The organism is Nocardia sp. NBC_01503, assembly GCF_036327755.1.
GTDB lineage: Bacteria > Actinomycetota > Actinomycetes > Mycobacteriales > Mycobacteriaceae > Nocardia.
This window is the reverse complement of the sequence record NZ_CP109596.1, coordinates 1,693,580-1,707,170: the sequence shown is the minus strand read 5'-3', so window position 1 is coordinate 1,707,170 and position 13,591 is coordinate 1,693,580. Positions and strand designations below refer to the sequence as shown.

The window sequence follows — 13,591 nt, the reverse complement described above, 5'->3', positions numbered from 1 at the left end:
ACACTGTTTCGCGTGGTAAACCGGCATTATGACGGAGGCGGTCGGCACCGGGGCCGCGCCCACGGCGGCGGGGCGTTCGGCGGAATTCTGGGGTTACCTCATGTGGGGCCTCGCGGGTCTGGCCATTGCCGTACCCGAATTGGCATCGGTCTTCCGATTGGCGGGCTGGCCCACCATTTCGGCGACCATCGGACACTTGCAGGCCGAGCACTCCGGGGTGCGGCTGGTGGTGGTTTTCGTGATCGTGGTGGCCGCGTATTACGCGGTCCCGCAGTTGCTGATCAACCCGAAACCGGTGGCGCGCACCGTGGGCGGGCGGCCGGTGACCGCCAACGGGCGGGCCACCACCGATATCGGGAGTGTCGACCTGCTCGGCGTCGGCTACCTCGTATTCGCCTTCGCCGCATTGGTTCTCGGCGTGCTGTTCGCGGCGGGTGCTCGGCGTATGTCGCCCGACTCATATCTCGGCGCGTATGTGCTCTACGGCGTGATCGGCCTGGCGTGGGTGCTGATCCCGAGCGTGCTGTCGCTGGTCTTCAGCAAGGATGTGCCGTTCCCGACGCTCTTCCGCACCATCGGCTATCTGGAGCGGCGTGCGCATCCCGTCGCGGCGGTGCTGCTCGCACTGCTCGTGGTGCTGCTGCTGCACCTGGCGTTGTACCCGTGGCCGCGCGTGGTGAGCTGACTCGTCCCGCACCCGGCCGATGCCCGGCCACTAGGCGAACATAAGCGTTTCGAAATCTCGGACGCTCAGCATGTGATTCATGAAGTCACAGTACTTTTCGACCATCGCGGGGGCGCTCGCGATCGCCGGAGCGGTATTCGGTGTGAACGCCGGAACGGCCAATGCCGACAGTCTTGATCAGTTCGTTACGCCGTCCGGAAATATCGGCTGTCTGATCGGACCGCAGGGTGCGACCTGTCAGATCAGGGAGTTCTCCTACGTGCAGCCGCAGCGGCCGGGCAACTGCCACGGTAACTACGGCGATGTCTTCGGGGTGGAACCCGCGGTGCCCGGCCGCATCACCTGTCACACCGACGCACCGATCGACTTCCATTCGCGCACAGTCGATTACGGTCATCAGGTGCGCCAGGGCAATATCGTCTGCACCGTCTCCATGCGGTACGTCGAGTGCGTCGACGCCACCTCCGGGCACGGTTTCCGGGTCGCGCGCGAGTTCTACGCGGTCTACTGACAGGGCGCGGATGTGGCTGGGCGGCAACGAAACCGGGGGTCATTCTCGCCGAAATGTGCACGTCACCGAACCGGGTTAGGATCCGCGCAGTACCGGATTGCGCCAGGTTTTCACCGCTCGGCGACATGAGCAGGAGGGAGCGGCGCCATCACGCTTCGCATTTGGCTGAGCAGCGCAGGGGCGGCAACGGCTCAGGTCATGCGGTTGTTGCGGCAGAACCCGGACGGGGTCGAGGTCGTCATCCACGCCAGCAATGTGGATCCGGGGGCCGCGGCGCTCTCGGTATGCGATGTGCCGGCCACCGAACCCAGACATGTCGGCAATGCCGAGTACGCCGAATTCGCACTCGACTTCTGCCGCCGGAACCATATCGATGTCCTCATCCCGCCGCGCCGTCTCACCGCGCTGGCGGGGCGGGCCGCGGATTTCGCCGCGATCGGCACCAGTCTCATGTGCTCACCGCTCGCCGCGGTGCGGACCCTGACCGATAAGGTCGCCACCTACGAATCGGCAAGTGCCGCAGGAATTCCCGTGCCGCCGTGGCGGGCGGTCAACGATGCCGAAGGGCTGTACCGGGCGGTCGCGGAGTTGTCCCGCACCGATGAGCACCTCTGCATCAAGCCCAGCGGTGAGTACTCGGCCTTCGGCTTCCGCGTACTCGACGACCGACCACTCACCCTGGCGACGCTGCTGGCCGCACCCCAGCCCATCGCCTCGGTCGACGCGGTCGCCGGTGCGCTGCGGCGCGCCGCCGAACAGGGTGACCGCATCCCCGAGCTCCTGGTCATGCCCTTCCTCGACGGCCCCGAGATCAGCATCGACTGCCTCTCCGCGCCCGGCGGTGAACTGCTGGTGGGCATTCCCCGCTCCAAACAGGGTCGCTTCCGACTACTCCTGGACGACCCCGCCCCCGTGGCCATAGCAGAGCGGTTGGTCCGGCACTTCGAACTCGCCTATCTGACCAATACCCAACTCCGCCACCGCCACGGCGAACCGGTCCTGCTGGAGGTCAATCCACGCCCGTCGGCGGGCCTGTTCCAAACCGCCTTCGCCGATGTGAATCTACCCTGGGCAGCGGTTCGCGTTCTGCTGCAAGGGGATTCGGGCCTTCGTCAGCCACCGCGCCTGGGCGCCTGCCTTGCGGTGGCGGAGGCGGTCATGGAGGTGGCCCCGCGCGCTGTCGTCCCGGATCCTGTTCCCGCACCCGTGATCAGAACCGCGGAGTCGATACTCGCGCCCGTGACGCATACCCCCGGGGCCTTGCCGGTGGGCGTGCCGTAACTCGTTCTTCCGGCTGGCGACCGATCAGGTGAGAGCGGTTCAATCGGTGGCGGTATGAACTCGGCCGGGTCCGCCGCCACTTGGCGACCAGGTGGCGGGCGAGGTGTTCGTGGCGCTGGCGGCCGCATCGGTGGTGCTGCCGGTTCATCCACTAAGCGGGCATCGCGCGCTCCACGACCATCCGGACCAGTTCGCCCGCTCGCTCCTCGGTGAAAACACCGGGGAGCGTTATGCGTTCGACGATAAGCCAGTTCAACGCGAGATACAGCAGCACGACGGTATCCTCATCGCCCGGCTGGCCCGAGCCGTGATAGTTGCCGATATTGAAATCCAGATCGGCGCGCACCCGTTCGGTGAGCAGTGCCTGTAGTTCGGGTCGCCGGGTGGCCTCGAGTCGAAGCTCGAGGATCGCGAGATAGCCGGTGCGGAATCCGGCTACCCGTTCGATCACCTCGGTCATGAGTTCGGTCATGCTCGCCCGGGTCTGCGGTCCCCGCGACTTCGCCATGGTCTCCTCGCTCGGAATCAGGCGCTCGTAGTACCGATGCCCGACCTGCACGAGCAGCTCATCCCGATTGGCGAAGTAGTTGGAGGCGGTCCCGGCGGGCACCGCGGCCTCCTTGTCCACCGCCCGGAAGGTCAGTCCGCGGGCGCCTTCCCGGGCCAGGACCTCGATCGACGCGTCCAGCAGGGCCTGCCGTCGCTCGGGATTCGTGCGAACCACTTGACACCACTCCAACTGTAGTAGTAACTTTCAAACCACTTCAAACAGAGTACTACAGCTGAGGCGGTAACCATGCGAAAGCTTGCCTACTACGTAGGGGTCTCCCTCGACGGCTACATCTCCGGCCCCAAGGGTGAGGCCGACTTCTATCCCGTCGGCGACGACATGGTGGCCTGGATGAGCGAGCAGTACCCCGAGGTGCTGCCGACTCACGTGCGCAAAGCGGTGGGCGTGGCCGTCGATACACCGAACCGTGCCTTCGACACCATCCTGATGGGCCGCAGTACCTACGACCCGGCTCTGGAACTCGGCATCACCAGCCCGTATGAACACATGAAGCAGTACGTCTTCTCCCGTACCCTCCGCGCGGCCGACTACCCCGGGGTCGAGATCACCGACACCGATCCCGTAGCGCTCGTCCGCCATCTGAAAACCCAACCCGGCCTGGATATCTGGCTCTGCGGTGGCGGCAACCTGGCCTCCCAGCTGATCGACGAGGTCGACCGGCTGATCATCAAGAGCTACCCCGTGATCGCGGGCTCGGGCATCGCGGCCTTCTCCGGCTCCTTCAACCCCAGGCAGTTCAAGGTCACTCAACGCAGGGAGTTCCTGAACGGAGCCCAAACCACCTGGCTCGACCGCGCCTGACCCGCTCTCGTGGCACAGAGCCCTCATGGCCGCGAAAATTCTTTCGCGGCCGTGTCGATCTGTCATAGTGCCCATTCGACCTTGGGGTGAGAGGGTCGGGAGGCGACCCGCGACCAGGAGGACGATCGTGAAGTTCATGTTGATCTGGCGGGCTACCGATGAGGGTAATGCGGCCATGATGAGTGCCGACTTCGAGAAGACGCTCGAGATGGTGGGCCGGTACAACGACGAGATGATCCGGGCGGGCGTGCTGGTCGCGGCCGAGGGGCTGGACGCGGCCGAAGAGGGTGTGGTGGTGGACTTCTCATCGGAGCCGCCGGTCGTCACCGATGGGCCGTACGGGGAGACCAAGGAGTTGTTCGGCGGCTTCTACATTTTGAATGTGGCCTCCAAGCAGGAGGCGATCGAGTGGGCCAGGCGGGCGCCGTCGCTCGGAGCCGGATTCAAAACCGAGATCCGGCGGGTCACCACCATCGATGAATTCCCGCAGGACAATGAGTGGATTCAGAAGGAACGGGCGTGGCGCGAGGCCACCGGACAGCTGTGAGTCGCTGACCGATGGTCGAATCCACGGGGCGCGCGGCCGTCACCGCGGTGTGGCGAATCGAGTCCGCGCGGATTGTCGGCGCGCTCGCCCGCTACACCGGGGATTTCGCCATGGCCGAGGATCTGGCGCAGGAGGCTTTGGCCGAGGCGCTGGTGAACTGGCCGCGCGAGGGCGTGCCGCGCAATCCGGCCGGATGGCTGTTGACGGTCGGGCGACGGCGGGCCATCGATGCGTTCCGGCGCCGCGCCGCCCTCGACGATCGGTACTCCGCCCTCGCCCGCGAGCTGGGCGAGGGCGGGGTCGCCGCGGGTGGTCCACCGGCGGAATCCGCTGAGCCGCAATGGGATCCCGATCAGATCGATGATGACGTGCTCGCGCTCGTCTTCATCTCCTGCCATCCCGTGCTCTCGCGCGAGGCCCGGATCGCGCTCACGCTGCGGGTGGTGGGCGGCCTGTCCAGCGATGAGATCGCCAAGGCGTTTCTGACACCCACGGCCACCGTGCAGGCCCGGATCACGCGTGCGAAGAAAACCCTTGCGGCGGCGCGTATTCCATTCGCGGTGCCGTCCGCGCCCGAGCGTGCCGAGCGTCTCGGTTCGGTGCTGAGCGTCATCTACGTGATCTTCACCGAGGGCTCCTCCGCCACCTCGGGCACGGATCTGATCCGATTCGATCTGGCCGGTGAGGCGCAGCGCCTGGCCCGCATTCTGGCCCGGCTCATGCCCGCCGAACCCGAGGTGCACGGCCTGCTGGCGCTGCTCGAGCTCACCGCCGCCAGATTTCCGGCCCGCACCGATGCCGACGGGCGGCCGGTGCTGCTGGAGCAGCAGAATCGCCGCCGCTGGGATCGCGCCGCCATCCGCCGCGGCCGGGCCGCCCTGGATCAGGCCACCCGCATCGGCCGCGGTCTGGGCGCGTACGGCCTACAGGCCGCGATCGCCGAATGTCATGCGGTCGCCGCCTCCGTGGCGGTGACCGACTGGGATCGCATAGTGCTGCTCTACGAGGCCCTGAGTCGCCTCGCCCCCTCGCCGATAGTCGATCTCAATCGTGCGGTGGCGGTCTCCATGGCACAGGGTCCGGCCGCCGCGCTGCGCATTGTCGATGAACTCGAAACCGCTGCGGCGCTGGCGAATTCGCATCTGCTGCCGAGTGTTCGAGGTGAACTGCTGACCCGCTTGGGTCGTACCGAGGAGGCGCGCGTCGAACTCGAACGCGCCATCGCACGCTGCGGTAGCGAACCCGAACGCGCCCTACTGGCCGGCAAACTCGCCGAACTGGGACCGACCCCGTTGCCGTGAAGGGCAATTCGCTGATCCTGGGCTATATCGGCGGCACCCCGACCGGCTGCGCCTGCTGGCCGATGTCTACCGCGAGGTCGGCGCGGCATCCGGCAAATTCCGGCTCGGTATCGCACTGCACTACTTCGGCGCACCCGCCATGGCCGCCGCCACCCACCCCACTACCGCAGACTTCCTGCGCCCCAAACACCCCGGGGCAGGCGGCTTCACGGTCGGCCGCCAACAGTTCGAACACGGTATGCGCCCCGACCAGCACCTGATGATCGGCACCACCGAACACGTCACCGCCAAACTCGCCGAACTCCACGACGCGGTCCGCTTCGATCGCGTCCAGGCCCTGGTCGACTGGGGCGGCCTACCCGAGGCTGCGGTCCGCGACTCCCTGCATCGACTCGGCGAGGAGATCGCACCGGCCCCGCGTTGCCATATCGAAAGTGTCGCCCCCCGCAGCCGCGGTCGGCTGACCATCGGGTGCGTGGCGCGAGACGCGTTCACGGAGTGTTGGGCAGGATTGGCGGCGCATAGTCGAACCTCATGCCCAACAACCGTACGAGCAGAAGCACCACCGGCAGGTGAATGATGAACTGTAGGAAGGTGAATCCGACGAGGTCGCGCGCCCGCAGTCGCAGCACCGCCAGCAGCGGCAGCATGAAGAATGGGTTGATGAGGTTCGGCAGCGCCTCGGCCACATTGTAGATCTGTACCGTCCAACCGAGATTCATCCCGACATCGGTCGCCGACTGCATGACGAACGGCGCCTCGACCAGCCATTTCCCGCCGCCCGACGGAATGAATATGCCCAGCACTACCGTGTAGAGGGCGACGACGATGGCGAAGTGCCCACCCCCACCGATGTGGGTGAAGACATCTGCCAGATGTTCGGAAACGGTATGGCCTCCGCGCCCTTTCGCTTTGGCGAGAATGGCGGCTATCGCGGCGTAGAGCGGGTACTGAACGAGAATCCCGGCGGTAGCTGGTACTGCGAGGGTCACGGCCTGCAGGAACTTTCTCGGCGTTCCGTGCAATGCCAGGCCGAGTATCAGGGAGACGAGCAGATAGCAGTTGAGGCTGCTGACGACCGTGAGTGCAGGTTTTCTGCTCAGTTGGGAGATCAGCCAGCCCGCTGTCATGAGGACGGCCAGGATCGGCAGAATTCGGCTGTACTCGAGCCATTCGCCCGGACGGGAACGCGGCGCGATTTCCGTCGGCTCGTCGTCCAAGTCGATGTGCAGTTCCTGTGCCGTCTCGATCGCCGCCCCCTTCGGCGCGGAGAAGTATGTGATCGCCACGGTGAGCGCCACGATGACGGCGCACATGAACAGTGATTGCCAGGTGAAGATCGTGTGCCTGAAGTCGAGCACGCCGGTGATCTTCAGCAGCGCGGGCGGCAACGAGGTGGCCGTTGCCTGCAGCTGCGCCGCGGAGGACGAGATGCCCAGCGCCCATACCGAACCTATTCCCATGAACGCCGCCGCACCGAGCGCGCGGTAGTCGACGCGCAGGTCGGACCGGCGCGCGATGGCACGGGCCAGCAGACCGCCGAATATCAGACTCAGGCCCCAGTTCAGTATCGAGACCGACATCGACAGCAGCGCAACCAAACTTACGGCGCCGGCCGCGGTGCGCGGTAAGGCGGCCAGCCGGTTGATGAGCCGGGTGACCGGTGGCGAGGTGGCGACGACGTATCCGGTCAGCACCACCATGGCCATCTGCAGCGTGAACGCCGTCAGATCCCAGAAGCCATCGCCGAACGCGTCGACAACCGTCTGTGGCGACGCGCCATTGGCCAATGCCGCGGCGGCCACGAGGATCACCCCCGCGAGCGCGACGACATAGGCGTCCGGAAACCATTTCTCCATCCACCTGCCGAGTGCCTGCGCGACCCGCGCAAGTCCCTTCTCGGAGCCGGTCACTGCTGTTGGAGTCGCCATCGGGGTGTACCTCTGTTTCCACACGCTTCGGGCGCCAACTATGACACGACAACCTCATTCCGGCGTTCTCAGCGCATCCGGACTCGGATCGGTCAGGAGGCGAGGTCGGCAGGATCGGTATTCGCCCCGCACAGCACGATTCCGATCTGCTCCCCGGGTTGTGGCCGGTAGGCGCCGCTGAACAGGGCTGCCAGCGCGGTGGCCGAACCGTGCTCGACGGCGAGGCGGTGGTTCTGCCATAACTGCCAGCGCGCGTTGATGATCGCGGCGTCGTCCACCACGACCGAAGCGTTATCGGCGGTTTCGGCCCAGGCCAGAGCGGCTGGCGACACCCGGCTCGCGCCGAGGGAATCGGAGGCGATGGAATCGATCTCGACCTCCCGCACGGTGCCCGCGACGAGCGCGGCATGCAGCGCCTGGCTGCCCTCCGGTTCGGCCCCGACCACCCGGATTCCCAACTTCTGTGCGACGGAGGCAATTCCGGAGAACATGCCGCCGGCACCGACCGCGCAGATCACGGTGTCCAGGTCCGGTCGCGCCGCGGCAAGCTCGAGCAGAATGGTGCCGGCCCCGGCGGAGGTCAATGTGTCGTCGTGGGTGTAGGCGTCGATGGCCCCGGTATCGTCCTGGAATCGTCGTGCGGCTTGCCGGGCCTCGGCCTTCGTCGCACCCGTCACGCGCACCTCCGCGCCCAACTCCCGGACCCGCCGCACCTTGGCAGGGGAGGTCGAACGGCTCAGGAACACCGTCGCGGGCACACCCAATCGCCTGGCGGCCCACGCGAATCCGATGTCCGCGTTGCCGCCGGTGGCCGAGACGATGCCCGTGCGTGGCATGCGGTCCGTCTCCAGCAGCGCGGCTACCAGGTTCGCCGCGCCCCTGGCCTTGAAAGAGCCGGTGTGCTGCAGGAATTCGAGGGCCAGACTGATCGTGCCGGTCGGTGCCAGATCTGCGTCGGCCTCGATGACCGTGAGGGGCCGGACAATTCCCGCTATGCGCCGGGAGGCCGCGGTGACTTCGTCGAATACCGGGTCCACGAACCCATCACCCCGCACTCCTCGTCATGCCCCGCCTCAATGCCGGAAATGGCGGGCCGGGTGAGGATATCAGTGCTCGAAGTCGGTGTTACCACTCCGCTCGGTGTGCCGCACCAGCGGCCAATCGATCGGCACCCGCCCGGCCAGCGATAGGTAGGAGTCGAACACCGCGAGCGCGATCTCGGCCACAACGTCGACGAATTCGGCGTCCGACAGTGCCGCGCGGGCCGCAGCCACCTCCTCGTCGGTGACCGCTCCACGGCGGCGGACCAGTGCCGCCGCCCAGGCCAGTATCTGAGCCTGCTTCGGATCCGTCGCTGAGCCGGACCGTGCGTCGGTCATCGCCTGCTCGCTCAATCCACCGACCCGCGTGGCGAGGAAGCTGTGTGCCGACAGTACGTAATCGCAGCCGTGCTCCTGCGCCAGCAGTAGGCCCAGGCGGGTTCGGGTGTCCGAGTCCAGAGTGCTTTCCGTGCACAGGGAATCGGCGAGGGCGAGATGGCCGCGCATCGCGGCCGGACTGTTCGCCAGCACCTTGGCGATATTCGGCGTGATGCCGAACAGGCGCTGGGCGGTATCGAACAGGGTTCGTGTCACGCCGGTGGCGGCCTCCGGCTCGATCAGCGGCAGCGGCGGTAACTCGGTCATGAGGCCAGCGTGATCGTGTGCGTTGATACTTTTGCGATGCGTCCGCGATGGGTGTTGTATGTGACACGACAATGGATGTACGTTTTTCGATTCTCGGGCCGGTCGAGATCAGTATCGGCGGCCAGGTCGCGCCCCTCGCGCCGCGCCACCGCGGCGTACTCGCATACCTGCTCCTCAACGCCGATCGTGTTTGCACGATAGATCGACTCGTCGAGGCGGTCTGGGGCCTCGACGAGCCCGATACCGCGCGGGCCCAGATCCACGCCTCGCTCACCGCGATCCGGCGAGTGCTGCGTGCGGCCGATGCCGCGCGGACCATCGAGACCCGCGCGGCCGGCTACGTCGCACATCCGGCATCGGATCAGTTCGATCTCACCGACTTCAACGATCTCGTCGCCGCTGCTGAACACGCGGCAGCACCCCTGGACGCGGTCGCGGGACTGCGGGCGGGACTGGCACTTTGGCGCGGTGACGCGCTGGGCGACATGACCGCCGCTTACGTCGCCGGTGCCCGCGCCCGGCTGCATGAACAGCGGCTCACCGCTATCGAGCGACTGATGGACCTGGAACTGTCGCTGGGTCGGCACCAGCAAGTGCTGGACGAGCTCATCGCCCAGGTCGCCGAGAATCCGTTGCGGGAGCGGCTCGCCGGCCAACTGGTGCTCGCGCTGTATCGCGCCGGACGCCAACGCGACGCGCTCGCCAGCGCTCGCGCACTGCGCACCGCGCTCGTGGAACAGCACGGGCTGGATCCGGGATCGGCGTTCATGGATCTGGAACAGGCTGTGCTGCGTGGCGATCCGGAGTTGCTGCTCCCCGTGGAGCCCATGCCCCCGGAACCGCACCGGCCGCTGCCGCCGAACCCGGCTCGGCAACCGGTCGCCCCGCCTCCGGAGACACCACCGGTCAGTGCGAATTTCCTGCCCTACGATATTCCCGATTTCGCAGGTCGCACAGATGAGTTGGATCGACTGGGCGTACCCGATCAGCAGGGATCAGGCGGCATTGTCGCCATCGACGGCATGGCTGGAGTGGGTAAGACCGCGTTGGCCGTCCATGCCGCGCACCGCCTCGCCGAGCGCTACCCGGACGGCCAGCTGTTCGTCGATCTGCAGGCCTACGCGGCCGAACGTGCGGCCGTCGCCCCGGCTGCCGCCCTGGAAATACTCCTGCGTCAGTTGGGAATCCCCGCTGACCGCATCCCGATCGACGAGGGCGACCGCAGCGCGCTGTGGCGCAGCGAGCTGGCCGGACGCCGGATCGTCGCGGTCCTGGACAACGCCGCCGGTGCCGACCACGTCCGTCCGCTGTTACCCGCCGTCACCGACAGTCTGATCCTGATCACCAGCCGCCGGAGAATGATCGATCTCGATGGCGTGCACGCGGTTTCGATGCCGGTCTTGCCGCCGGGCGACGCCGTCGCGCTGTTCGAACGGATTGTCGGCGCGCGCGCCACAGCCGAGCCGGTGGCGGCGCTGGATGTGTTGCAGCTGTGCGGATTCCTACCGCTGGCAGTGCGGATCGCGGCGGCGCGGCTCCTACATCGTCCACAGTGGAATGTCGGTTATCTGGCGGGACGGTTGCGCGACGAACGGCGGCGGCTGGTCGAGCTGGCCACCACCGAACGCGGTGTGGCGGCGGCCTTCGCGCTGTCCTACGGGCAGCTCGGCCCGGCGCATCAGCGCCTGTTCCGACTGCTCGGCCTGCATCCCGGCCGCGACATCGACCCCGCTGCCGCTGCCGCGCTCGCTGATCTTCCACACGCCGACGACGCCGAACTGCTGCTCGAGGAGCTGCTGGATGTGCATGTCGTCGCACAACACGAACCCGGACGCTATCTGCTGCACGACCTGCTACGCGCCCACGCGACCGCGATCGCGGCGGCCGACGAATCCGATACCGCACGGCAGGCCGCACTGTCCCGGCTGTTCGATCACTATCTGTACACGGCCCGGTCCGCAGTGGATCTGCTGTTTCCGCACAGTGCGACCGATCGCCATTCCTTGCCGCCCGTCACACGGCGAATCGCCGGTGTCGACGGTACGGACGCCGCGGTGGAATGGTTGCACGCCGAACGGGCCAACCTCATGGCGGTGATCGTCCATGCGGCGGATCACGATCGGCCCGAATTCGTTCGCGATGCGGCTGTGACGCTGCGCCCGTACCTGGACGGGTACTTCCGCCATACCGACGCGGCCCGGCTCCATGCGGTCGCGCTGGTCGCGGGGCGGCGGCTGGGTGATCGTTCCGGCGAGGCGCGGGCGCTGGCCGACCTCGGCTGGACCCACTGGCGACGGGGCGAATACGCCGATGCGACAAGATATTCGGAGCATGCGTTGTCGGTGGCCCGGGCGAACGGGGACCGATTCGAGGAGGCGCGCGCGCTCAACACCCTCGGCAATGTCCGTTGGCGGCAACGCGATCCCGCCGCGGCTCGCGAATACTTCCACAAGGCGCTGTGGATAACCCGTGAGATCGGCAACCGCGGTGGTGAGGCGCACGTACTGGGGAATCTCGCCTTGGTCCTCGGCGACGACCGCCATGCCGAGGCTCGCGAACATCTCGAGCGCGCACTGGATTTGCATCGTCAGGTCGGCAACGCGCGCGGCGAGGCGCTGGTCCTGAACAAGCTCGGCACGTTGTACCGCCGGTGTGGACTGACGGAGCCGGCTCGCGAGCATCACAGCCAAGCACTGGAGCTGTATCGCTCACTCGGTACTCATGGTGACGAGGCCGCCGCGTGGAATGGGTTGGGGCATACCGCCCGCGCCCGCGGTGATGCCGCACAAGCGATCTCCGAACATGCCACCGCACTCGAACTTGCGGTGCGGACCGGCAATTCGCCCGAGGAAGCCGACGCTCACGAGGGGCTGGCCCGCGCGCATCATCTGTGCGGGCAGCTGGACCGGGCCCGCGAGCACGCCGAACTGGCGCTGAAGCAGTACCGGGCACTCGGGCTTCCAGAAGCCGACGTTGTTCGGGTCTTTCTGGCTGAACTGTCCTAGCTGGAATCCAAGACGATTCATCGGCGATTCACTCGCGTCGCCGATTCCATCGCGAACGCATCGGCGAAGTATCGACCCGCCGCGGGACGCTCTCATGGTGCGAATCGCGGACTGAATCCTCGCCGATCCGGCGGACCCACGGTCACGATTTCCCGCCCGCCGTACGTCAGTGCGGCGGAACACACACGGCAAGAAGGGAATTCGCCATGTCAACCACTACCGCCATCCCGCAGGAGCGGACCGGCTCACGGCTGCCCAACCCGGCCCAGCTCGTCCCGGAAATGGGTGCGGTCGTTGGTGCGCTGTTCAAGGCCACCGGCAACGGTTCCGTCGAGCAGACCACGATCAGCCTGATCCAGTTGCGGGCCGGTCAGATCGTCGGCAGCACCTATCTGGTGCTGCTGCATGTGGGCGGCCTGCGCAAAGCCGGCGAGTCGGAGGAGCGCATCGCGGCCGTGGCGACCTGGCGGGACGCCCCCTACTTCACCGAGGCCGAACGCAGCGCGCTCGCCCTGGTGGAAGCGGTCCTGCAACCCGCAGCGGATGGCGAGCGGGTTTCCGATGAGCTGTACGCGCAAGCGAGTGCCCATTTCGACGACAAGGCTCTGGCCACCCTCGCGATGGCCATCGGTCAGGTGAACTTCTTCGTCCCGGTAGCCCTCATCGGTAAACCGATCCCCGGAGTCTCACCCGCCGGGCAGTGGACTCCCGTTGTAACACAGTAGAACTCGGAGGTCTCGGTCCGAGTCCATTCCGCCGGAGTCGACCCGATCGGTTATCGGCAGGCGCGTCGATACGTGCGCCTGCCATTACCCACAACGCGTGGGATCAATTCCCGGACAAGGGAATACGTAGTTACAAGGAGAGAAGAATGCACGTCGCCTTCATTGCCGTCACCATTATCGCCGCCGCCTGGGTCGGGTTCTCCGCGTTCTCGCTGTTGCGGGGAGCGAAGTTCGTCACCGATCCGCTGGTGGAATACGGTGTGCCGCAGAGCTGGTGGACCATGCTGGGCGTGCTCAAGGCCGCGGGCGCGATCGGAATGATCGCGGGCCTGTTCATCCCGTTGCTCGGTGTCGCCGCCGCGATCGGATTGATCCTGTACTTCGCGGGCGCGGTGATCACCATCCTGCGAGCGCGCTCGTACAAGACGGTCGCGTTCCCACTGCTGTATCTCGTCCCGGTCGCCGTGGCATTGGGATTGGGAGCCGCGGCCTGAGCGTCCGGCCGAGATTTCCGACACCGCCGGTTCACACGGCGATCCACCACGGCA

The 13,591-nt window shown here is 66.7% G+C and carries 14 protein-coding genes; 9 read left to right on the top strand and 5 right to left on the bottom strand.

The genetic code is table 11. The annotated features are described in order from the left end of the window. Nucleotides 1–28 precede the first annotated feature (28 nt). From OHB26_RS07605 to OHB26_RS07595, 3 genes are all read left to right on the top strand, one after another. A complete protein-coding gene (locus OHB26_RS07605; protein WP_330183502.1) occupies nucleotides 29–685 on the top strand; it encodes a hypothetical protein in 657 nt (218 codons plus the stop codon). 79 nt (nucleotides 686–764) lie between these two features. Beyond that, nucleotides 765–1,196 carry a DUF6636 domain-containing protein gene (locus tag OHB26_RS07600; RefSeq protein ID WP_330183501.1) on the top strand — a complete coding sequence of 144 codons (432 nt, stop codon included), beginning with the start codon at nucleotides 765–767 and terminating at the stop codon, nucleotides 1,194–1,196. Between the two features lie 198 nt (nucleotides 1,197–1,394). Beyond that, a complete protein-coding gene (locus OHB26_RS07595; RefSeq protein WP_330183500.1) occupies nucleotides 1,395–2,477 on the top strand; it encodes an ATP-grasp domain-containing protein in 1,083 nt (360 codons plus the stop codon). Nucleotides 2,478–2,628: 151 nt separating this feature from the next. Here the strand turns inward: OHB26_RS07595 and OHB26_RS07590 are convergent, their stop codons facing one another. After that, on the bottom strand, nucleotides 2,629–3,201 hold the full coding sequence (locus tag OHB26_RS07590) for a TetR/AcrR family transcriptional regulator (RefSeq protein ID WP_330183499.1): 573 nt from the start codon (nucleotides 3,199–3,201) through the stop codon (nucleotides 2,629–2,631). A 72-nt stretch (nucleotides 3,202–3,273) separates the two neighbouring features. Between OHB26_RS07590 and OHB26_RS07585 the strand changes: the two genes are divergently transcribed. The 3 genes from OHB26_RS07585 (at nucleotide 3,274) to OHB26_RS07575 (ending at nucleotide 5,697) form a co-directional block, all read left to right on the top strand. After that, nucleotides 3,274–3,849, top strand: coding sequence for a dihydrofolate reductase family protein (locus OHB26_RS07585; RefSeq protein ID WP_330183498.1), 576 nt, complete (start codon nucleotides 3,274–3,276; stop codon nucleotides 3,847–3,849). 127 nt (nucleotides 3,850–3,976) lie between these two features. Further along, nucleotides 3,977–4,396 (top strand): YciI family protein, encoded by a 420-nt coding sequence (locus OHB26_RS07580; RefSeq protein WP_330183497.1) that lies wholly within the window; start codon nucleotides 3,977–3,979, stop codon nucleotides 4,394–4,396. Between the two features lie 11 nt (nucleotides 4,397–4,407). Further along, nucleotides 4,408–5,697, top strand: coding sequence for an RNA polymerase sigma factor (locus tag OHB26_RS07575; RefSeq protein WP_330183496.1), 1,290 nt, complete (start codon nucleotides 4,408–4,410; stop codon nucleotides 5,695–5,697). 22 nt (nucleotides 5,698–5,719) lie between these two features. Here the strand turns inward: OHB26_RS07575 and OHB26_RS07570 are convergent, their stop codons facing one another. The 4 genes from OHB26_RS07570 to OHB26_RS07555 form a co-directional block, all read right to left on the bottom strand. Continuing rightward, nucleotides 5,720–6,004: a hypothetical protein gene (locus OHB26_RS07570; RefSeq protein WP_330183495.1), complete on the bottom strand. Its 285-nt coding sequence runs from the start codon at nucleotides 6,002–6,004 to the stop codon at nucleotides 5,720–5,722. 184 nt (nucleotides 6,005–6,188) lie between these two features. Next, nucleotides 6,189–7,628: a short-chain fatty acid transporter gene (locus OHB26_RS07565; RefSeq protein WP_330183494.1), complete on the bottom strand. Its 1,440-nt coding sequence runs from the start codon at nucleotides 7,626–7,628 to the stop codon at nucleotides 6,189–6,191. Between the two features lie 92 nt (nucleotides 7,629–7,720). Beyond that, a complete protein-coding gene (locus tag OHB26_RS07560; protein WP_330183493.1) occupies nucleotides 7,721–8,665 on the bottom strand; it encodes a serine/threonine dehydratase in 945 nt (314 codons plus the stop codon). Between the two features lie 69 nt (nucleotides 8,666–8,734). Next, on the bottom strand, nucleotides 8,735–9,313 hold the full coding sequence (locus tag OHB26_RS07555; RefSeq protein WP_330183492.1) for a carboxymuconolactone decarboxylase family protein: 579 nt from the start codon (nucleotides 9,311–9,313) through the stop codon (nucleotides 8,735–8,737). 71 nt (nucleotides 9,314–9,384) lie between these two features. Here OHB26_RS07555 and OHB26_RS07550 point away from each other — a divergent pair, with 71 nt between their 5' ends. The 3 genes from OHB26_RS07550 (at nucleotide 9,385) to OHB26_RS07540 (ending at nucleotide 13,537) form a co-directional block, all read left to right on the top strand. Then, the gene (locus tag OHB26_RS07550; RefSeq protein ID WP_330183491.1) at nucleotides 9,385–12,318 is read left to right on the top strand and encodes an AfsR/SARP family transcriptional regulator; all 2,934 of its coding nucleotides are present in this window, start codon (nucleotides 9,385–9,387) and stop codon (nucleotides 12,316–12,318) included. Nucleotides 12,319–12,524: 206 nt separating this feature from the next. Then, complete coding sequence (locus tag OHB26_RS07545; RefSeq protein ID WP_330183490.1) at nucleotides 12,525–13,043, top strand: carboxymuconolactone decarboxylase family protein; 519 nt, start codon at nucleotides 12,525–12,527, stop codon at nucleotides 13,041–13,043. A 146-nt stretch (nucleotides 13,044–13,189) separates the two neighbouring features. Beyond that, nucleotides 13,190–13,537: a DoxX family protein gene (locus OHB26_RS07540; RefSeq protein WP_330183489.1), complete on the top strand. Its 348-nt coding sequence runs from the start codon at nucleotides 13,190–13,192 to the stop codon at nucleotides 13,535–13,537. Nucleotides 13,538–13,591 lie beyond the last annotated feature (54 nt).